We start from the raw sequence: 18,296 nt of genomic DNA, 5'->3' as shown, positions 1-18,296 counted from the left end.
ACGGTGTCGGTCTAAAGTCGATGCGTCGACCAGTGTAATGGGCAGCATCGGCAATCGGGTATTACGTGGAGGATGGCATGGCGGAGACGGCAGGCACTGACTGGCAGTCCTGGCAGGAGAGCTGGGACCGGCAGCAGGAGTGGTACATGCCGGACCGCGAGGAGCGGTTCCGGGTGATGCTGGACATGGTCGAGGCCGTGGTGGGGCCGGAGCCCAGGGTGCTCGACCTCGCGTGCGGTACGGGAAGTATTACGGACCGGCTCCTCCGCCGGTTCCCGAAGGCCACGAGCACGGGCGTCGACCTCGATCCCGCGCTGCTCGCCATCGCCCGCGGCACCTTCGACGGCGACGACCGGGTCACCTTCGTCACCGCCGATCTCAAGGACCCCGACTGGACCGGGCTGCTGCCGCACGACTCCTACGATGCCGTGCTCACCGCCACCGCACTGCACTGGCTGCACAGTGAGCCGCTCACCGCACTGTACGGGCAGATCGGCCAACTCGTGCGGGACGGAGGCGTGTTCATGAACGCCGACCACATGATCGACACCGACACCCCCCGTATCAACGCCGCCGAACGCGCCCACCGGCACGCCGCCATGGACCGTGCCAAGGCCGCGGGTGCCCTCGACTGGGCGGAATGGTGGGCCCTCGCCGCCGAGGACCCGGCCCTCGCCGCGCCCACCGCCGAGCGGTACCGGATCTACGGCGAGCACGCGGACGGTGACATGCCCTCCCCGCAGTGGCACGCCCGTACGCTGCGCGCGGCCGGGTTCGGCGAGGCGCGCCCCGTCTGGGCCTCGCCCTCGGACACCCTGGTGCTCGCGGTGAAGTGACCCCGCGTCGGGAGGAAACGCAACGGGGGGAAAAGAAGGAAGGGCGGTACGGGCCGATGCCCGTACCGCCCTTCCCCGTAGGCGTGCCCCTACAGCACCTTGGACAGGAACGACTTCGTCCGGTCGTGCTGAGGGTTCGTCAGTACGTCGCGCGGGTGACCCGCTTCGACCACCACGCCGTCGTCCATGAAGACCAGCGCGTCGCCCACCTCACGGGCGAAGCCCATCTCATGGGTGACGACAATCATCGTCATGCCGTCCTCGGCCAGCCCGCGCATGACGTCCAGGACGTCCCCGACCAGCTCCGGGTCGAGCGCGGAGGTCGGCTCGTCGAAGAGCATCAGCTTCGGCTCCATGGCCAGCGCACGGGCGATGGCCACCCGCTGCTGCTGACCGCCGGAGAGCTGTGACGGGTAGTTCTTCGCCTTGTCGGCGAGCCCGACCCGGTCCAGCAGCCGTTCGGCGCGCGCGTGCGCGACGGCCCGTGTCTCGCCCTTGACCTGGACCGGGGCCTCCATGACGTTCTCGATGGCCGTCATGTGCGGGAACAGGTTGAAGCGCTGGAAGACCATGCCGATGTCCCGGCGCTTGCGGGCGACCTCGCTGTCCTTGAGCTCGTAGAGCTTGTCGCCCTTCTGGCGGTAGCCGACCAGTTCGCCGTCGACCGAGAGCCGGCCGGCGCTGACCTTCTCCAGGTGGTTGATGCACCGCAGGAAGGTCGACTTGCCGGAACCGGACGGGCCGATCAGACAGAAGACCTCGCGCGGGGCGACCTCCAGGTCGATGCCCTTGAGGATGTGCGCGGAGCCGAAGGACTTGTGGACGCCCTCGGCCTTCACCATGGGGTTCACATCGAGCCTCCGTTCGGACGTCCCAGCGACAGCACTCCGGCCTTGACCTTCTGGAACGGCGTGGCCGCCAGGCTCCGGCTGGAGCCCCGGGCGTAGTGACGCTCCAGGTAGAACTGGCCGATGCTCAGGATCGAGGTGAGGATCATGTACCAGGCCGCGGCCAGGAACAGCATCTCCACCGTCGCCCCCGAGGTCTGCGAGACGTTCTGGGTCGAACGCAGCAGCTCGGTGTACTGGACGGCCACCGCCAGGGACGAGGTCTTGAGCATGTTGATGACCTCGTTGCCCGTCGGCGGCACGATCACGCGCATCGCCTGGGGGACCACGATCCGGCTCAGGGTCTTGCCGTGGCTCATGCCCAGCGCGTGGGCCGCCTCGGTCTGCCCCTCGTCGACGGACTGGAGCCCGGCCCGGCAGATCTCCGCCATGTACGCGGCCTCATTGAGTCCGAGGCCCAGCAGCGCACAGAGGAACGGGGTCATGAAGGACGACCACTCGTCCTTGTAGACCGGCCCGAGGTTGATGTACTCGAACACGATGCCGAGGTTGAACCAGACCAGGAGCTGTACGTAGACCGGGGTGCCGCGGAAGAACCAGATGTAGCCCCATGCGATCGAGGACGTCACCGGGTTCTTCGAGAGCCGCATCACCGCGAGCACGACGCCCAGCACCACACCGATGATCATCGCCAGCACGGTGATGATGACGGTGTTCTTCACGCCCTGGAGGATCTGGTCGTCGAAGAAGTAGTCCGGGATCGCGCTCCAGTTGATCTTCCCCTGGGCGAAGGCGTACACGAGCGTGGCCAGAGCCGCGATGGCGGCGACGGCCGAGACGTACCGGCCGTAGTGCCGCACCGGGACGGCCTTGATGGCCATGGGCATGGACGAGGGAAGGGGCGGCGTGTCGGCCGGCCCTGTCTTCTTGATGTCAGTCACAGGTGCTGCCTCTCAGCGCCGGTCTCGCTCAGGACCCACCGTTGATCTTGGCCTCGCTGACCGCTCCGGCCTCCACGCCCCACTTGGCGATGATCTTCTCGTACTCGCCGCTCTTGATGATCGCGTCGAGCGCGGCCTGCACGGCCTTGGTCAGTTCCTTGTTGTCCTTGGCGACGGCGATGCCGTACGGGGCCGCCTCGACCTGCTCGCCGACCAGCTGGAAGTCGTTGCCGCCGCCCGAGGTCTTCACCGCGTACGCGGCCACCGGGAAGTCGGAGGAGCCGGCGTCCGCGCCGCCGCCGCGCAGGCGGGTCTGCGCCTCCAGGTCGTTGTCGAACGCCTCGATGGAGATCCTGCCCTTGCTGCCGCACTTCTCGTTCTCGGTCTTGGCCAGATCGTGCGAGACCGTGCCGCGCTGGACCACGATCTTCTTGCCGCAGAGGTCCGACCAGGTCTTGATGCCCCTGTCGTCGCCCTTCTTGGTGTAGATCGAGACACCGGCGGTGAAGTAGTCGACGAAGTCGACGCCCTCGCCGACCTTCTTCCCGGTCTCGGAGTCGATGCCCTCCTGGCGGTCCTTGGTGTCGGTCATCGAGGACATCGCCAGGTCGTAGCGCTTGGAGCGCAGCCCGGTGAGCAGCGTGTCGAAAGTGCCGTTCTCGAAGGTGAACTTCACCCCGAGCTGCTTGCCGAGCGCGTCGCCGATGTCGGGGTCGATGCCGACGGTCTTGCCGGACTTGTCCTTGAATTCGACCGGAGGGTAGGCGATGTCCGAACCGACCTTGATTTCGCCCTTGTCCCGGATCGCCTGCGGAAGCAGGTCGGCGAGCGGGGCGTTCTCGGTGGCGTTCGTGTCGCTGCGCTTCTTGGTGGCGGAGTCGGTCTGGTCGCCACAGGCGGTCAGCAGCATGGTGCCGGCGACCGCGATGGCGCAAACCGCTGCAATCCGGGACTTCGCGGTCGTACGACAGGTCGTGCTTGCGGTCATGTCGGAGTCCTCCGGCAGGTGAAGGGGGGTGCTGAAAGGTGGACGCGCGCACAACTTCGAGTGTCGCCACCTTGTGTGATTACGGCATCTTGCCATTCGGATTACCCCATTCAGGGAGCCAGTCATGTCAAAATCGGGTAACGGGCGACCCCCGAACCTCAACTGGCCGGTACGTCAAGGCCGGACCATCTGTGGGAATTGCATCCTCCGGCCGGAGAATCTCCGGCAGGTCTCGACCGGCGGACGACTTTTATGCCGCTTAGCGGACTTGTCCCGATATTCGACTATGAGTCACGTCACCGCGTCGATATGGACTCGTCCGAGGCACTGTTCGTCAGGTAAAAAAGACGTTTACACCCCTCATCCGGGGCTCAGGGCGCGTGTGCGGCGCGCCCGCGCGTAGGTAATCCCCCCTGCGGGAGCGGGCCAACCACTCCCCGCAGGCACGTACGCGGTGCCCGCCCACCCCTCCTCAACCAGGAGTGGCCACCCTCAAACGATGAAGACTTAAGGGGTCAACACCATGGCAGCGGAGATCGTCAATCCTCGCAGCGACAGCACTACTGACAGTGACATCCATCACGTGGACACCACAGCCGACGAGCCCTTCGATCCGGCCTTCGCCCTTCACCGCGGCGGGAAGATGGCCGTGCGGTCCACCGTCCCGATCCGCGACAAGGACGACCTCTCCCTCGCGTACACACCCGGCGTCGCCAAGGTGTGCAGCGCCATCGCCGAGAATCCCGAGCTCGTCCACGACTACACCTGGAAATCGCAGGTCGTGGCCGTCGTGACGGACGGCACCGCCGTTCTCGGTCTCGGCGACATCGGTCCCGAGGCGTCCCTCCCGGTGATGGAGGGCAAGGCGATCCTGTTCAAGCAGTTCGGTGGGGTCGACGCGGTGCCGATCGCGCTCGCCACCACCGACGCGGACGAGATCGTCGACACCGTCGTCCGGCTCGCGCCCTCCTTCGGCGGCGTGAACCTGGAGGACATCTCGGCCCCCCGGTGCTTCGAGATCGAGCGCAAGCTCCAGGAGCGCCTGGACATCCCCGTCTTCCACGACGACCAGCACGGCACCGCCGTCGTGACCCTCGCGGCCCTGCGGAACGCCGCGAAGCTGTCCGGGCGGACGCTCGGCGATCTGCGCGGGGTCATCTCCGGCGCCGGGGCGGCAGGGGTGGCCATCGCCAAGTTCCTGCTGGAGGCCGGGATCGGCGATGTCGCCGTGGCCGACCGCAAGGGCATCGTCAGCCGGGACCGCGAGGACCTGACCGACGTCAAGCGGGAACTGGCCGCGATCACCAACAGGGCGGGCATCTCCGGACCGTTGGAGTCGGCCCTGGCCGGCGCCGATGTGTTCATCGGTGTCTCCGGCGGTACGGTCCCGGAGGCGGCCGTCGCCTCGATGGCCCCGGGGGCGTACGTCTTCGCCATGGCCAACCCGAACCCCGAGGTCCACCCCGACATCGCGCACAAGTACGCGGCGGTGGTGGCGACCGGGCGTTCGGACTTCCCGAACCAGATCAACAACGTGCTGGCCTTCCCCGGCATCTTCGCCGGCGCACTCCAGGTCCGGGCCTCCCGGATCACCGAGGGCATGAAGATCGCGGCGGCGAACGCGCTGGCCGACGTGGTCGGTGACGAGCTGGCGGCGGACTATGTGATCCCGTCCCCGTTCGACGAGCGGGTCGCCCCGGCGGTCACGGCGGCAGTGGCCGCCGCCGCGCGGGCGGAGGGCGTCGCGCGCCGCTGACGTGGTGACAGGGGGTGGGGCGGGCCGCGGTACGGGGCTGCTCCACCCCTTCCGTGTCCGTGGCCCGGCCTTCTCCCCGGCTTCGTCCCTGGCCTTGTCCCTGGCCTTGTGCCTGGCCTTGTGCGTGCCGATGCCGGTGCCCCGGTCCGTGCCGCCGCCCGTGCACAGGTCCGGGACCGTGACCGGACGGCGTGCGGCGGTCCGGGGGTGGGTTGGCGTGTGTCACACCGCCGGCCGGTTACGCCGGCGGACTCCCCGCCCTATCGTCGAGCCATGTTCGCCGCCTACGCAGCCCGCATCGACCCCGACCAGCCCCTGAACGGCCTTGAGCTGGGTGAACGCCCGGCGCCCGAGGCGCGTCCCGGCTGGACCACCGTCAACGTCAGGGCCGCCTCCCTCAACCATCACGACCTCTGGTCCCTGCGCGGGGTGGGCCTCGCCGAGGACAAGCTGCCGATGATCCTCGGCTGTGACGCCGCCGGGGTCGACCAGGACGGCAACGAGGTCGTCCTGCACTCGGTGATCGGCCAGACGGGGCACGGGGTCGGCCCCGGCGAGACGCGGTCCATCCTCACCGAGCGCTACCAGGGCACCTTCGCCGAGCAGGTGACCGTGCCCAGCTGGAACGTGCTGCCCAAACCGAAGGAGCTCAGCTTCGAGCAGGCGGCCTGCCTGCCGACCGCCTGGCTCACCGCGTACCGGATGCTGTTCACCAACGCCGGAGTGCGCCCCGGCGATTCCGTGCTCGTCCAGGGCGCCGGCGGGGGCGTCGCCACCGCCGCCATCGTGCTCGGCAGGGCGGCCGGACTGAGGATGTTCGCCACCAGCCGGGACGAGGGCAGGCGCGGGCGGGCCGTCGAGCTCGGCGCCGTGGAGGCGTACGAGTCCGGCGCCCGGCTTCCCCACCGTATGGACGCGGTCATCGAGACGGTCGGTGCCGCCACCTGGTCCCACTCGGTGAAGGCGCTGCGCCCCGGAGGCACGGTCGTCATCTCCGGCGCCACCAGCGGTGACCGCCCCTCGCATGCCGAACTCACCCGCATCTTCTTCCTCGAACTGAAGGTCGTCGGCTCCACGATGGGCTCCCGGGACGAGCTGGAGGACCTGCTCTCGTTCTGCGCGGCGACCGGGGTGCGGCCCGTCATCGACGAGGTGCTGCCGCTGGACCGGGCCCGGGAGGGTTTCGAGCGGATGGAGTCGGGAGAGCAGTTCGGGAAGATCGTGCTCACCTCGTCCTGAGGGCCGTCCCGGCGGGGCCGGCGGGGCAGTGCTCAGGAACGGCCCGCGACGTCCTGGCCGGCCCGCGTCAGTTCCACCGCCGCCCCCGCCACCGGGCTCATCCGGCGCCTGCGGAGGTCCAGGACGGGGTCCGGGTTCGAGAGGCCGTGTGATGCGAGCAGATTCATCAGGGACCAGATCACGTCGGGGCGCCCCGCCAGGGGGAGCTCCCGGCCCTCGGGGGTGATGACCGCCGCGGCGGTGGTGCCGGCGAGGAGATTGGTGCGGGGCCAGTCGACGACGTACGACCTGCCGGCCGGGTCCGCGTACAGGACGACCTCCCTGGTGCGGTGCAGCACCGCCAGATAGGTCATCGGGACCGTCAGCCTCCGGGCGGCCTCGAACGGCGGTGTGCCGTCCGCCGGATGGACGCGCAGCACCGTGTCCAGGACCGGGCCGTGGTCCTGGAAGCTGTGCGTGGAACGCATCTTCAGGAACCGGCCCCGCACCAGAACGCCACCGCGGCGCGACCACCGCCGGCCGACGGATCCGAACGCCGCCCGTTCGCCGGGGAGCTCGTCCACGATCCACCGGGCCTCCTCACCCGGCTCGGTCACCGGTGCCCGGTCCTCGGGGAAGGAACGGTCCCGCTCGACCACGGCGGTGTAGCGCGCCGCCGTGTGCGCGTCCAGGCGCCCGAGATCGATCGTGTCGCCGGTCATCTCGACGCCTCCCGCCGCCCGCGAGATCCGCATCTGCCGCAGCAGCCGGCCGGGGCGCCGGGTCGCATCGCTCAGCCCGCCTTCGAGGTCGGCCACCCGGCAGGTCCGTGTCCCTGCCAGCAGGGTGCTGCTGGGCCACAGGGGTGTGACCCTTCCGTGGGGCTGCGGTCCGGCGGGTCCGGCGGATCCGGAAGGTCCGGCCGGGGCGACGAGGACGGCGAGGCGGCCCGCCGTGACCGCCGACAGACACACGGACGGGACCCGCCATTCGCCCGTGATCTCGAACGACCCCGCCGGGCCCCCGGCCCCGGCTTCCTCCGCCTCGTACACCCGCAGCCTCAGTGCGACCAGCGGGGTGAACTCGCCGGGGGTGTAGTTGCCCGGGTACGACGTGACGCCCGTCCCGCCCTCGGGGTCGTACCGCGCGAGTGACGCCTCCAGCACGTCCGCGCGCACCAGCCGTGCCTGCGGATGGCCCTTCGGGGACTGCGGAGCCCACATCACGAAGGTCTCCTCGCCGTAGGTGACGCCGCCGTGCTTCAACCGGTCGGCGCGCGTGACCCGGGGGAATCCGCGACGCGTGAGCCTGGAGGCCAGGATCAGGACCATGCCCGAGCCGGCCACGGCGATCAGCAGCGGGATCCAGGCCCAGTCCTCGCCCTCGGACCAGGCGAGGCAGGCCACGACGTAGGCCAGCGGAACCGGGAAACAGCAGACCGTGGCGAAGAGGAAGTTGCCGACCACCGCACCGGCATAGCTACGCATGACCCCGCCTCACTTCTTTCCCGCGCCCCGGCGGCACGGATCGTGGCCCGGGGATTGCTGTTCCGGCCCATGGTTCCGCCGCCCCCGCCCCAGCGCCACCCTTCGGGAGGAACCGGTCCGTGTCCAGCCCCGGCCGGTCCGCGTCCATCCCGGCCCGGAGCGCGTCCGTCCCAGGCCCGGAGCGGTCGCACGGCCCGGTACCGTCCGCCGACCGTCCCCGCCCCAGGCACTCTTGATGGAGCGTCAGGTTTGCTGATGGGATCTGCCCATGCGTATCGGCAGAGCACTCGTGGCAGTCGTCGTCTCCTCCGTGCTGGCGGCCGGGGCCCTCGCCCCCGCCGCGTCCGCGCGTCCCGCCCCCGACCGGCCGGAGGCCGGCGTCCCGCGGCTGACCGACGACCGCGGCAGAACCCTCACCCTGCGCGGCTGGAACGTCGAGGACAAGGCGAACCGCGGCGAGGCGGCGCTGACGGCCGTGACCGAGAGGCACTTCCGCGACCTGCGGGCCAAGGGGTTCAACTTCGCCCGGCTGCTGGTCTTCTGGGACGATCTGGAGCCGGAACGGGGCCGGTACAGCGAACGGTATCTGCGCCGGATCGAACGGATCCTGGACTGGGCGCGGAAGTATCGCGTCCACGTCCTCCTCGACGCCCACCAGGACGTCTTCGGACCGGCCTTCGGCCACCGCGGCATCCCCGCCTGGGCCACCCGTACCGACGGGCTGCCGTTCACCCCGCACCCCGACGACTGGTTCGCCGAGTACTTCGAGCCGGCCGTCCAGCGGGCCTTCACCCACCTGTACGAGGACCCGGACCTGCGGCGCGCCCAGGCCGACATGTGGCGGGTCCTCGCGGGCCGGTTCGCGGACCATCCGGCGGTCATCGGCTACGACCTGATCAACGAGCCGATGGGGGAGCTGCGGGAGGGCGAGGACCTGCTCGCGGCCGCCCGCCGGATCGAGGCCGAGCAGCTCACCCCGATGTACAACAGGCTGGCCCGCGCGGTGCGTTCGGCCGACCGCGACACCTGGGTCTTCGTCGAACCCACGCCGATCGTGGGCGAGGGCGTACCCACCGGGCTGGGGCGGATCGAGGACCGCAGGACCGTGTACGCGCCGCACTTCTACAACACGGCGATGGAGGCGGGCGCCGACTACGACCCCGGCGCGGGCTGGATCGAGTCGTACGAGGCCGCCGTGACCGCGTACCCGAAGGAGCAGCGCATTCCGGTCGTCGTCGGTGAATGGGGGCCGCTGAACAACGGGCTCCCGCTGATGAACCGCTTCTACCGCGAGGCGGTGGCCTCCCTGAACCGCTACAGCTCCGGCTGGGCGGGCTATGTGTGGTGCTACGGGGGCGGCTACTGCGCCGTCGACGAGCAGGGCCGCTTCCGTACGAACAAGGAGCTGACCGCCACCCCGTACGCCCCGGCGGTCGCGGGCGCGGTCCGCTCCGACACGTACGACGCGGATGCCCGGGTCTACCGGCTCACCTACACGGCGGCCCGGCGCGGTACGACGGAGATCTCGCTGCCGCCCTCGGCGCGGGGCTGGCGGGTCTCGGTGGACGGGCACGCCGTGGTCCGGGGGGACGCGCGGCACGGGGGAGAGCTGCGGGTCGTGGCGAGGGGCGGGGCGCGGGTCGGGGTGACGGTGCGCGAGAGTGGCGCCCATGGCTGAGTTGAAGACCCCTGAGGGGCTGGTTCTGCGTTCCTGGCGGCCGGACGACGCCCCGGCCGTGCTGCGTGCCTTCGCGCCCGCCGTGATGTCGCGCCAGACGGCCCGTCCCGTCACGACCCCGGCCGAGGCCCGGGACTGGGTGGCGGACCGGGAGCGGGAGCGCGCGGCCGGCACCGGGTACGCCTGGGCCGTCGTGGGGGAGGGCGAGGTGCTCGGGTGCGTGGCCGTGGGCGCGGTGAACCGCGGCCATGACACGGGCTGGGTCTCGTACTGGACGGCCGGCCCCGCCCGGGGCCGGGGCGTCGCCGGGGCGGGCGTGCGGGCGCTCGCCCGCTGGGCCTTCGGCGACCTCGGCCTGTTCCGGCTCGAACTGGGGCACCGGACGGACAACCCGGCCTCCTGTCGGGTCGCCGTGCGGGCCGGGTTCGCGGCGGAGGGGGTCGAGCGGGGGAAGCTGCGGTACGGCGAGGAGCGGTTCGACGTGGAGCGGCATGCCCGTCTCGCGACCGATTCTGTCAACGAGGGTTGACGAGGGGGCTGTGTCAACGTAGGTTGACGTCATGACCGAAGCAACGGATCTGGCCGCACGTGCCGGTGACCGTGACCCGCGTGTCGGGCTGCGGGCCGTCGCCGCGCTGCGGCGTCTGCTGGAACAGCTCGAAGCCGTACAAGTCGGAAGCGCCCGCGCCCAGGGCTGGTCGTGGCAGGAGATCGCGGCCGAGCTGGGCGTCAGCCGCCAGGCCGTGCACAAGAAGTACGGGAGGCATTGATGTTCGAGCGATTCACCAAGGGCGCCCGAGCCGTCGTGGCCGGTGCCGTCGTCCAGGCCGAACGGGCCGGTGCCGGCTCGGTCGCCGAGGAGCATCTGCTTCTTGCCCTGCTGGAACAGAAGGGCAGCAGGGCCTCCTTCGCCGTCGCGGCACTCGGCCTCGCCGACCGCCGTGACGGGCTGGAGTCCTCGCTCACCGATGCCCGTCGGCGCGGAGGCCTGACCAGGGCCGACCGGGACGCGCTCGCCGGGATCGGGATCGATGTCGACGAGATCGTGTCCCGCGTGGAAGGAGTGCACGGCGAGGGCGCGCTCGCCGGTGACCGGACGAGCCGCCGGTGGTGGTCCGGGCGCCGCCCGTTCACCCCGGGCGCGAAGACCGTCCTGGAGAAGTCGCTGCGGGTCGCCCTCGGGCGCGGCGACCGCTTCATCGGCGAGGAGCACCTGCTGCTGGCGCTCACCGCCGCCCCGGGCACGGTCGCGGACGTCCTTGCCGAGCACGGGGCGACCTACGCCACCGTGGAGCGTGCCCTGTACGGGGGCGGGGGAGCGGGCCGGTGGGGCGGAGGGCCGCAGGCGGAGGCGGGCTGACCCGTACCCCGCCCGGCCCGTACCCCGCCCGGCCCGTACCCCGCCCGGCCCGTACCCCGCCTGACCCGTACCCCGCCTGACCCGTACCCCGCCCGGCCCGTACCTCGCCTGCCCGTACCTCGCCCGGGGGCCGGGTCGGGCGGGGTACGGGCAGGCCCTCGGCCGTCAGCCCTTGTCGCCGTCGCCGTCGCCGTCGCCGGCGTCCCCGCCCGTGGAGCCGCCCTTGCGCAGCAGCGAGTCGATGTGCGCCGCCGCCGAACCCAGGTGGCGGCGCGCATCGGTCAGCTGCTCCTCCGTGACGCCGTGGTCCCGTGCCGCGTCGCGGATGTCGTCACGGAAGCGGTCCAGGAGGCGGTCCAGGTCGCGAGCGGGGTCGCCGGTGGTGGCCGTGTCCCGGCCCCACTCGGGGTCCGCCCCGGCTGCTCCGGCCCTCCCGGTGTCCCCGGCGGCCCCGGTGTCCTCGGCGGCCCCGGTGTCCTCGGGCTTGCCGAAGGGGGGCCAGCTGCCCGTCCTGGCGAATCCGCCGAGCTGGCCGGTGATCTCGGCCAGGCCCTCGCGCACACCGGCGGGCCAGTCGCCCCGCGCGAAGTGCTCCTGGACCTGGCGTGCGGCGTTCTGCATCTGGTCGCGTGCCTTCTCGTGGGCCTCCTGGGCCTGGCGGCGGGCCTGCTGGGCGTCCTCGCGGGCGCGCCGGGACTCGTCCTTCGCCCGGCGGGCCTGCTCCTTCCACTCCTGCTTGGCCTTGCGCAGCTCTTCCTTCGCCGTGCGCCATGCCTCGCTGTCACCCAGGTCGCCCAGGTCGCCGAAGTCGCCGAACGGGTAGGGGCGGGACCCCTTCGCGCCCTTGGTGCCCTTGCCGTCCGGCGCTCCGCCGCCCGGGGTGTGCCGGGACTCGGACGCGGCGGCCCGCATCTCGCTGCGCAGCTTGCCCGCCGCTCCGCGGACGTCGTCGCGGATCTCGGCGGCCAGCTCGGAGACGGAGTCGCGGATCTCCAGCTCCAGATCCGCCAGTTCGCCGCCGCGGCCCGCCAGCTCGGCGCGGCCCGCGTCGGTGATCGAGTAGACCTTGCGGCCGCCCTCGGTGGCGTGGGTGACCAGACCCTCGGCCTCCAGCTTGGCCAGGCGCGGGTAGACGGTGCCCGCCGAGGGCGCGTACAGGCCCTGGAAACGTTCCTCCAGGAGCCGGATCACCTCGTAGCCGTGGCGCGGGGCCTCGTCCAGCAGCTTCAGCAGGTAGAGGCGCAGACGGCCGTGGGCGAATACGGGGGGCATGTCAGAGAACCTTTCCGGTCGGCTCGGCGTCGTACGTTTCTTCCTCGGCCTGCGGGCGGCGCAGCAGGGCGATCGATCCGGACGCGGTCATCGCCCGCAGTGTCCCGGTCCCGGCGCCGAGGGTGCCGGTGATCTTCTTCGCCCCCCACTGTCCGCTGACCCGCAGATCCTCGAAGGCGCTGGACAGGGTGCCGCTCGCGGTGTTCGCCTCGACCGTCGCGTCCGCCGGGTGCGGCAGCCGGATGGCGATCTCGCCGGAGACCGTGGTCAGCCGGATGTCGGTGGGCCGTCCGGACGGGTCGAGGTCCAGGATCATGCCGCCGCTGACTGACTCGGCGCGTACGGAGGTCCCGGCGCCGTCGACCACGGTCAGATCGCCGGAGACGGACTGGAAGCGGAGGTCGCCGGTGACGTCCTGGGCCTCCAGATTCCCGGACACCGTCTCGGCGGTCACCTTGCCGGTGAGACCCGACACGCTGGTGTCACCGCTGACGCCGCGCACTTCGGTACGTCCCCGGATCCCGGAGACGACGGCCTCGGCGCCCACCACGCCGACCTCCACGGCACAGTCGGCGGGCACGACGACGGAGACGACGGCCCTGCGGCGCCAGCCCTTGTCCTCCAGCCACTTGTGGAGGCTCTTCCAGTGCAGGTCCTCATAGGCGACGGTCAGGGTGCCGTCCTGCTGGGTCACCACGAGCGGCGGGCCCTCCACCGCGGAGATCTCCAGCCGGGCGGCCGGGTCCTCGCTGCCGACCACGTTGACGGTGCCGTTGACGATGCGCACCTGGAGCGTGGTCACCGGTTCGTCGAAGGTGAGCTTCTGCGGCTCGGCGACGGCCCACGTCGACACAGGCATGGATATGACCTCCCGGAGAGCGTGGTGACGCAACATATCGCGTCTCGTGTCGAACACGATATATCGCGGATTGATGAAGTCAAGCGTGATCGGGGGAGCCGTCGATCGCCCGAACGCCAGGGGTGTCGCTCAAACAGCGTCATACATGGGCAAATTGCCCTAGCGTGTGAGGCATGAACGCGACATCCGTGGGGGCGCTGCTGCTGTGCCGGGCCGACCCCGAGGCCGTGCGGCCCCTGGCTCACCTCCTGCGCGAGCCGATGCTGCTCACCGCGGCGGGTGACGAGTGGAGCGCACTCGTACCGGAGGGGAAGCCCTGGAAGGGCGCGGCGCAGGCCGGGCCGGGGCGGGCGGGGACGGACGCCGCGGCGGACGGGGCGGCCGAGCCCGTCGAGCGGGTGCTCGGCGGCTGGGCCACCGCGCTCGCGGTCGGCTCCGCCTGGCCGGTGCTGGCCCTGTGGTGGGACGGCGACCGGGCCGGCTGCACACTGGCCGCCGGGTTCCGCCGCCCCGTCGGCTACATCTGGCTCGCCGACGGCACCCCGGCGGGCGAGGGCGAGGCCATGCGCACCATCGCCGCACGGCTCGGCCTCGACCCTGTCCTGGACCTCCAGGCGCTGGACGCACTGACCCTTCCGGACCCCGACGCGGACGCCGACGCCCGGCTGACCGGACTGCTCGCCGTGCTCACCCGCACCGGACTGACCCTGCCGCCCGGCCTCGGCCCCGGCGAATCCGCCGACCGGCTGCGCGGTGTGGCCGCGGTGCTGCCGGGGACGCAGCGCGTCGAGTGGGCGGGCTGGCGCGATGCCGTACGCGTGGAACTGGACGCGGTCGAGAACAGCAGCCTCGGCACGTGGGTACGCGGCCCCAGGGCCCGAGCGGTGGCCGTGGCCGAGGTCGTGGCCGGGCTGCCGCTCCTGCTGTGGGGCGCACGCCGGCGCAGCGGAGGCTGGGCCGCGGCCGGGGCGGTGCTGCTGGCGCAGGGCGCGCTGGGTATCGCGTACCACCGCGTCCGCGGGACCCGGCCGCCCCGGAGTCAGGGACCGGAATAGCCCTGGGGGCACGGTCGGCGCCCGGGGCCGGGACGGGGTATGGAGCCGGAGCCGGAGCCCGGGGCCGGGACGGGGTACGGGGCCGAGGCCGGACCGGGCCCGGGGGGTACGGAGCCGGAGCGCGGTACGGGGCCGGCGCCCGGGGCGGTGGGCGGGGCGGAGGGCGAGGGCCCCCGTTACTCGTCCTCGTCGTCCTCGTCGTCCAGCCGCGCCAGCCAGGTCGCGAGGCGCTCGACGGGCACCTCGAAGTCGGGGTTGAGGTCGACGAACGTACGCAGCTGCTCGGCGAGCCACTCGAAGGTGACCTCCTCCTCGCCGCGCCGCTTCTCCAGTTCCTCGATGCCACGGTCGGTGAAGTACAAGACGTGCTCCTGTTGCGTACGGAAGTTCTCCCCTCAGGGTATGGGGTCGCCGGAGCGGCCGGATCTCGACTGTGCGAAGCCGTTCCCCCTCGCCTGCCGGGGTGCCGGACAGTAATCTTGTCGGCCGGATCAAGTCAGCGCCGGGGCACCTGCCTTGACGTGCGGATCGGGGGAGCCGTGAGTGGTCGTGTCCGTCGTATCGATCTAGGTGACGGCAAGATCGTCTATGCCAGGGTCAGCGCGGCCGAGGGGTACGGGTCGTCCGACCGGGACGTCGGCGTGGCCGATGCCGCCGCGGCCCGGCTGGAGCAGCTCAACGAGCTGATCGCCCGGGTCGGCGGCACCGTCCTGAACGCCGCGGCCGCGGTCAGGCCGCACGAGGCCTCGGTCACCTTCGGGGTGGAGCTGAGCACCAAGTCCGGCAAGGCGCTCGCCATTCTCGCGGACGGTGAGGCCAAGGCGTCCGTCCAGGTCTCCCTCACCTGGCGGCTGGGCGAGCGGGACCCGGAGGGGCCGGCCGGCACGGATGTCTGACGGCCTTCCCGACCTCGACGCACTCGTCCGGGCGGCCACCGTTCACTTCCTGCCGCCGCAGCCGGGCCAGGACGGGATGTGGGGGAGCGGCTTCTTCGTCGCGCCCGGCTGGATCCTGACCGCCGCGCATGTGCTCCTCCCGCATGTGCGGGAGGAGCGGGACCGGGCCTTCCGGGTGGCCGGCGACCAGCGGCAGCACGGCATCGCCCCGGCGGCGGCGCGGCTGGAGGAGTGGCTCGTCGGCGACCCGTGGAGCGATCACATCCCGGCCCGGCGCGATCTGGCCCTGGTGCGGCTGCTCGACGACACCGTCGAGCACGAGTGCGTCTGGCTCGGTGACCAGATGGTCTCCGGCGGCGGCGACCGGCTGGCGTTCGGTTTCCGGCCGACCCAGGACGAGGCCGACGAGGACAGCAGTCCGTACGGGCTCTGGCGCGGCGCGGTCAAGGCGAACGTCGACGACGGGGCGCTCGCCGTCCGCTTCGAGTCCCTGGCCGAATTTCCCCCAGGTGTCTCGGGCGGACCGGTACTGGATCCCGCCACCGGCGCCGTGCTGGAGATCGTGAAGTCCGGCCGCGCGGAGCAGGACGGCGGACGGGCCGTGTCCGCCGCCGCCCTGCGCCGGTTCGGCGCCCTGTACCGCGAGGTCATGGACGCCCATGACCGCTGGCACCACGGCCGCCGGGCCGACACCGGCAGCTGGACCTCCCACCAGGCCCGGCTCGGCGGCCGGGACTCCGGCGCCGACGCCGAACAGTGGTCCCCCGAGGACCGGGTGAACGCGCTGAACCACCTCGCGGGCCTGGCCCCGCCCCTGGAGGGCGATGTCGCGGGGCTCGCCCGCCACGTACGCAACGAACGGCTGCCGCACACCGGCCCGGCCCCCATGACCTGGCGCGACGGGCACGGGCTGCTCTACCGGGGCGACGGCACCCCGCTCCCGGCGTACGTCTTCATGCACTACCTGCGGCTCGTCGGCGAACTCACCCGCGGCTACGGGGGCGACACGAGCGGGCTCGACGACTGGCTGGAGGGCCGGCTGCGCAGACTGCCCCCGCATCTGCGGCGGCTGGTGGAACAGGCCCGGCTGCCGGAGGGGGAGAGCACGGAACGCGTCGTCATCCCCTACCCCGGTCCCGCCGACCCGGCCCACATCGTCGTCGTCGAACTCGACGAACTGCCCTGGGGGACCCTGCACTGGCAGATCAGGATCGACGACGGCAGCGGCGACCACGAGATCTTCGCCTCGGAGACCGACCCGAACGGCGTGGCGCCCGGCCGGCTCCGCCTCAACCTGCGCGAACACCTCGCCGAGGCCTTCCAGTTCGCCGACACGGCGGGCGGGGTGCCCGCGCCCTGCGAAGTCGTCGTACCCGCCGGGTACTTCGACACCCCCGTACACCGGTGGCAGCTCGCCGACGAAGCGCGCCTGGGCGACCCCGCCCACCTTCCGGTCGGGGTGAGACGGCGGATCGTCCTGCGTAATGTGGACCGGCGCGGGGAGCCGGACGCCCTCTGGTCGGACCGCTGGAGCGCGGCGGCCGGGTGCGGACCGCTCACGGCGAGCCGGGTGCCGCCGGCCGGACAGCCGCCCCGGACCAGGCACTTCGCCGACATACAGCCCTCCGGCATCCCCGTCCTGTGCCATCCCGCGAGTCGGGGCATCGGCCGCAAGGCCATCGAGTTCGCCTTCGACACGGGCCACGGCATCGCCCTGTGGCGCATCGACGGCCATGACCGGGGCCCCTGCGGCAGCGACTGCGAGGACCTCCACAAGGGCGTCGCCGACCTGCTGGCGCACACCGAGTCGATCCCCGAACTCCCCGACCGGCTGCGGCGCATCAGAGAAGAGATCCACGAGACCGGGACGACGGGGCACTGGGCCGAGTCCGTCGCCGTCATGTACGACGACCCCCGCCGCCCGGTGCCGGAGCGGCCCATGGGACCGGTGGACTCACCATGACGACTTGGCCGGAAATCAGCTTTGGCCGGGCCGTGCGGGGGTACATTCCCGTGGGCCCAAGGTGGGCGTTGCCTGCCCCCGTCGGCCAGAGCGCGGGAAGTCACCGACCGCCGACGAGGAGCGAGAAATGAGCAACTGGCTGATTTACCGGGGTGAGGGAGAGCCTGCCCCGGAACGGATCGGCGAGCTTCCGCCCCCGCCGCCCTGGCGCGACTTCACCGGTGAGCCGACCGGTCTCCCGGTCCCCGACCCGGACTCCTCGACGAAGCGGCGCCTCGGCGGGCGTCCCCTGCTCCCCGTCCAGGACGAGGACGCGATCCAGCTCATCAACGCAGCCCTGTATCTGCGCCGGCCGCTCCTGGTGACCGGCGAGCCCGGCTCCGGCAAGAGCACGCTCGCCCACGCCGTCGCCCGGGAGCTGGGCCTGGGCCGGGTCCTGCAGTGGTCCGTCGTCAGCCGTACGGAACTGAAGCAGGGGCTGTACGAGTACGACGCGATCGGCCGGCTCCAGGACGCCCAGCTCTCCCGTGAACGCGGCGCGGGCGAGGGCGGCATCGGCGAGTACATCAAGCTCGGTCCGCTCGGCACGGCGCTCCTCCCGGCGGAACGCCCGCGGGTGCTGCTCATCGACGAGCTCGACAAGAGCGACATCGACCTGCCCAACGACCTGCTGAACGTGCTGGAGGAGGGCGAGTTCCGCATCCCCGAGCTGGAGCGCACCGCCAAGCGCGAGGGACACGCGCCGGTCACCGTCCTGGACGACGACGGCCGCAGTGTGCCCGTCGTCGACGGAAGGGTGCGCTGCCGCGCCTTCCCCTTCGTCGTGATGACGAGCAACGGCGAGCGCGACTTCCCCAAGCCCCTGCTGCGGCGCTGCATCCGGCTCAATCTGGAACCACCGCGCAACGAACGGCTCGCCGCGCTGGTGCACGCCCACTTCGGGGAGGGCGCGCACGAGGCCAACCGGGACCTCCTGGAGAGTTTCAGCCGGGGCGACGACGAGGGGCTGCGGCCGACCGACGAACTGCTCAACGCGATCTTCCTCACCCAGCACACCGCACGGGAGGCAGGCAGCAGGCGGGACAGCATCGCCCGGCTGCTGATGCGTCCCCTGGAACAGCACCCCCAGCAGCGGTGAC

At 71.7% G+C, this 18,296-nt stretch carries 18 protein-coding genes; 11 read left to right on the top strand and 7 right to left on the bottom strand.

All coding sequences use genetic code 11. From position 1 onward, the window contains the following. Positions 1 to 77: 77 nt before the first annotated feature. Positions 78 to 836 (top strand): class I SAM-dependent methyltransferase, encoded by a 759-nt coding sequence (locus ACIGJO_RS05555; protein WP_399952500.1) that lies wholly within the window; start codon positions 78 to 80, stop codon positions 834 to 836. A gap of 89 nt (positions 837 to 925) precedes the next feature. Here the strand turns inward: ACIGJO_RS05555 and ACIGJO_RS05550 are convergent, their stop codons facing one another. From ACIGJO_RS05550 to ACIGJO_RS05540, 3 genes are read right to left on the bottom strand one after another with little or no spacing between them, the layout of a single operon-like run. Further along, positions 926 to 1,678 carry an amino acid ABC transporter ATP-binding protein gene (locus ACIGJO_RS05550; RefSeq protein ID WP_399953206.1) on the bottom strand — a complete coding sequence of 251 codons (753 nt, stop codon included), beginning with the start codon at positions 1,676 to 1,678 and terminating at the stop codon, positions 926 to 928. Between the two features lie 5 nt (positions 1,679 to 1,683). Next, positions 1,684 to 2,625, bottom strand: coding sequence for an amino acid ABC transporter permease (locus ACIGJO_RS05545; RefSeq protein ID WP_399952497.1), 942 nt, complete (start codon positions 2,623 to 2,625; stop codon positions 1,684 to 1,686). Positions 2,626 to 2,653: 28 nt separating this feature from the next. Beyond that, positions 2,654 to 3,613 (bottom strand): ABC transporter substrate-binding protein, encoded by a 960-nt coding sequence (locus ACIGJO_RS05540; RefSeq protein ID WP_399952494.1) that lies wholly within the window; start codon positions 3,611 to 3,613, stop codon positions 2,654 to 2,656. A gap of 523 nt (positions 3,614 to 4,136) precedes the next feature. Between ACIGJO_RS05540 and ACIGJO_RS05535 the strand changes: the two genes are divergently transcribed. Together ACIGJO_RS05535 and ACIGJO_RS05530 are read left to right on the top strand one after the other, a co-directional pair. Further along, positions 4,137 to 5,369 (top strand): NADP-dependent malic enzyme, encoded by a 1,233-nt coding sequence (locus ACIGJO_RS05535; RefSeq protein WP_399952491.1) that lies wholly within the window; start codon positions 4,137 to 4,139, stop codon positions 5,367 to 5,369. Positions 5,370 to 5,642: 273 nt separating this feature from the next. Then, a complete protein-coding gene (locus tag ACIGJO_RS05530) occupies positions 5,643 to 6,608 on the top strand; it encodes a zinc-binding dehydrogenase (protein WP_399952488.1) in 966 nt (321 codons plus the stop codon). A 32-nt stretch (positions 6,609 to 6,640) separates the two neighbouring features. Here ACIGJO_RS05530 and ACIGJO_RS05525 read toward each other — a convergent pair whose 3' ends face one another. Continuing rightward, on the bottom strand, positions 6,641 to 8,074 hold the full coding sequence (locus ACIGJO_RS05525) for a hypothetical protein (RefSeq protein ID WP_399952485.1): 1,434 nt from the start codon (positions 8,072 to 8,074) through the stop codon (positions 6,641 to 6,643). A gap of 268 nt (positions 8,075 to 8,342) precedes the next feature. Between ACIGJO_RS05525 and ACIGJO_RS05520 the strand changes: the two genes are divergently transcribed. Genes ACIGJO_RS05520 through ACIGJO_RS05505 form a run of 4 tightly spaced genes read left to right on the top strand, consistent with a single transcriptional unit; the run spans position 8,343 to position 11,112 of the window. Further along, the gene (locus ACIGJO_RS05520) at positions 8,343 to 9,752 is read left to right on the top strand and encodes a cellulase family glycosylhydrolase (RefSeq protein ID WP_399952483.1); all 1,410 of its coding nucleotides are present in this window, start codon (positions 8,343 to 8,345) and stop codon (positions 9,750 to 9,752) included. Further along, the gene (locus ACIGJO_RS05515; RefSeq protein WP_399952480.1) at positions 9,745 to 10,281 is read left to right on the top strand and encodes a GNAT family N-acetyltransferase; all 537 of its coding nucleotides are present in this window, start codon (positions 9,745 to 9,747) and stop codon (positions 10,279 to 10,281) included. Before ACIGJO_RS05520 ends, ACIGJO_RS05515 begins: the two co-directional genes overlap by 8 nt. A 31-nt stretch (positions 10,282 to 10,312) precedes the next feature. Beyond that, positions 10,313 to 10,522: a helix-turn-helix domain-containing protein gene (locus ACIGJO_RS05510; RefSeq protein WP_365353667.1), complete on the top strand. Its 210-nt coding sequence runs from the start codon at positions 10,313 to 10,315 to the stop codon at positions 10,520 to 10,522. Continuing rightward, positions 10,522 to 11,112: a Clp protease N-terminal domain-containing protein gene (locus ACIGJO_RS05505; RefSeq protein WP_399952476.1), complete on the top strand. Its 591-nt coding sequence runs from the start codon at positions 10,522 to 10,524 to the stop codon at positions 11,110 to 11,112. The genes ACIGJO_RS05510 and ACIGJO_RS05505 overlap by 1 nt, the downstream gene beginning before the upstream one ends. A 165-nt stretch (positions 11,113 to 11,277) precedes the next feature. On the opposite strand, the gene ACIGJO_RS05500 is transcribed toward ACIGJO_RS05505, so the two are convergent. Both ACIGJO_RS05500 and ACIGJO_RS05495 read right to left on the bottom strand, forming a co-directional pair. Next, the gene (locus ACIGJO_RS05500) at positions 11,278 to 12,384 is read right to left on the bottom strand and encodes a helix-turn-helix transcriptional regulator (RefSeq protein WP_399952473.1); all 1,107 of its coding nucleotides are present in this window, start codon (positions 12,382 to 12,384) and stop codon (positions 11,278 to 11,280) included. Position 12,385: 1 nt separating this feature from the next. Then, positions 12,386 to 13,243, bottom strand: a complete 858-nt coding sequence (locus ACIGJO_RS05495) for a DUF4097 family beta strand repeat-containing protein (protein ID WP_399952470.1) — start codon at positions 13,241 to 13,243, stop codon at positions 12,386 to 12,388. Positions 13,244 to 13,416: 173 nt separating this feature from the next. On the opposite strand from ACIGJO_RS05495, the gene ACIGJO_RS05490 reads away from it, so the two are divergent. Continuing rightward, a complete protein-coding gene (locus tag ACIGJO_RS05490) occupies positions 13,417 to 14,298 on the top strand; it encodes a hypothetical protein (RefSeq protein ID WP_399952467.1) in 882 nt (293 codons plus the stop codon). Positions 14,299 to 14,474: 176 nt separating this feature from the next. Here the strand turns inward: ACIGJO_RS05490 and ACIGJO_RS05485 are convergent, their stop codons facing one another. Then, positions 14,475 to 14,660: a DUF6104 family protein gene (locus ACIGJO_RS05485; protein WP_010061466.1), complete on the bottom strand. Its 186-nt coding sequence runs from the start codon at positions 14,658 to 14,660 to the stop codon at positions 14,475 to 14,477. Positions 14,661 to 14,837: 177 nt separating this feature from the next. Here ACIGJO_RS05485 and ACIGJO_RS05480 point away from each other — a divergent pair, with 177 nt between their 5' ends. The 3 genes from ACIGJO_RS05480 to ACIGJO_RS05470 all read left to right on the top strand — a co-directional run bounded on the left by ACIGJO_RS05480 (position 14,838) and on the right by ACIGJO_RS05470 (position 18,295). Further along, positions 14,838 to 15,194, top strand: coding sequence for a CU044_2847 family protein (locus ACIGJO_RS05480; RefSeq protein WP_399952464.1), 357 nt, complete (start codon positions 14,838 to 14,840; stop codon positions 15,192 to 15,194). Next, a complete protein-coding gene (locus tag ACIGJO_RS05475) occupies positions 15,187 to 17,157 on the top strand; it encodes a trypsin-like peptidase domain-containing protein (RefSeq protein WP_399952461.1) in 1,971 nt (656 codons plus the stop codon). The genes ACIGJO_RS05480 and ACIGJO_RS05475 overlap by 8 nt, the downstream gene beginning before the upstream one ends. Positions 17,158 to 17,284: 127 nt before the next feature. Continuing rightward, a complete protein-coding gene (locus ACIGJO_RS05470; RefSeq protein WP_399952458.1) occupies positions 17,285 to 18,295 on the top strand; it encodes an AAA family ATPase in 1,011 nt (336 codons plus the stop codon). Position 18,296 lies beyond the last annotated feature (1 nt).

Source organism: Streptomyces sp. NPDC079020 (assembly GCF_044542225.1).
In the GTDB taxonomy this organism is placed as follows: Bacteria; Actinomycetota; Actinomycetes; order Streptomycetales; family Streptomycetaceae; genus Streptomyces.
Note: the sequence above shows the minus strand (reverse complement) of the source record. Positions and strands in the feature narration are given on the sequence as shown.

Bases quoted from the DNA above. Each gene is read 5' to 3' on its own strand.
- ACIGJO_RS05555 (WP_399952500.1), top strand. From the start codon at position 78: ATGGCGGAGACGGCAGGCACTGACTGGCAGTCCTGGCAGGAGAGCTGG.
- ACIGJO_RS05550 (WP_399953206.1), bottom strand. From the start codon at position 1,678: ATGGTGAAGGCCGAGGGCGTCCACAAGTCCTTCGGCTCCGCGCACATC.
- ACIGJO_RS05540 (WP_399952494.1), bottom strand. From the start codon at position 3,613: ATGACCGCAAGCACGACCTGTCGTACGACCGCGAAGTCCCGGATTGCA.
- ACIGJO_RS05535 (WP_399952491.1), top strand. From the start codon at position 4,137: ATGGCAGCGGAGATCGTCAATCCTCGCAGCGACAGCACTACTGACAGT.
- ACIGJO_RS05530 (WP_399952488.1), top strand. From the start codon at position 5,643: ATGTTCGCCGCCTACGCAGCCCGCATCGACCCCGACCAGCCCCTGAAC.
- ACIGJO_RS05525 (WP_399952485.1), bottom strand. From the start codon at position 8,074: ATGCGTAGCTATGCCGGTGCGGTGGTCGGCAACTTCCTCTTCGCCACG.
- ACIGJO_RS05520 (WP_399952483.1), top strand. From the start codon at position 8,343: ATGCGTATCGGCAGAGCACTCGTGGCAGTCGTCGTCTCCTCCGTGCTG.
- ACIGJO_RS05515 (WP_399952480.1), top strand. From the start codon at position 9,745: ATGGCTGAGTTGAAGACCCCTGAGGGGCTGGTTCTGCGTTCCTGGCGG.
- ACIGJO_RS05510 (WP_365353667.1), top strand. From the start codon at position 10,313: ATGACCGAAGCAACGGATCTGGCCGCACGTGCCGGTGACCGTGACCCG.
- ACIGJO_RS05505 (WP_399952476.1), top strand. From the start codon at position 10,522: ATGTTCGAGCGATTCACCAAGGGCGCCCGAGCCGTCGTGGCCGGTGCC.
- ACIGJO_RS05500 (WP_399952473.1), bottom strand. From the start codon at position 12,384: ATGCCCCCCGTATTCGCCCACGGCCGTCTGCGCCTCTACCTGCTGAAG.
- ACIGJO_RS05495 (WP_399952470.1), bottom strand. From the start codon at position 13,243: ATGCCTGTGTCGACGTGGGCCGTCGCCGAGCCGCAGAAGCTCACCTTC.
- ACIGJO_RS05490 (WP_399952467.1), top strand. From the start codon at position 13,417: ATGAACGCGACATCCGTGGGGGCGCTGCTGCTGTGCCGGGCCGACCCC.
- ACIGJO_RS05475 (WP_399952461.1), top strand. From the start codon at position 15,187: ATGTCTGACGGCCTTCCCGACCTCGACGCACTCGTCCGGGCGGCCACC.
- ACIGJO_RS05470 (WP_399952458.1), top strand. From the start codon at position 17,285: ATGAGCAACTGGCTGATTTACCGGGGTGAGGGAGAGCCTGCCCCGGAA.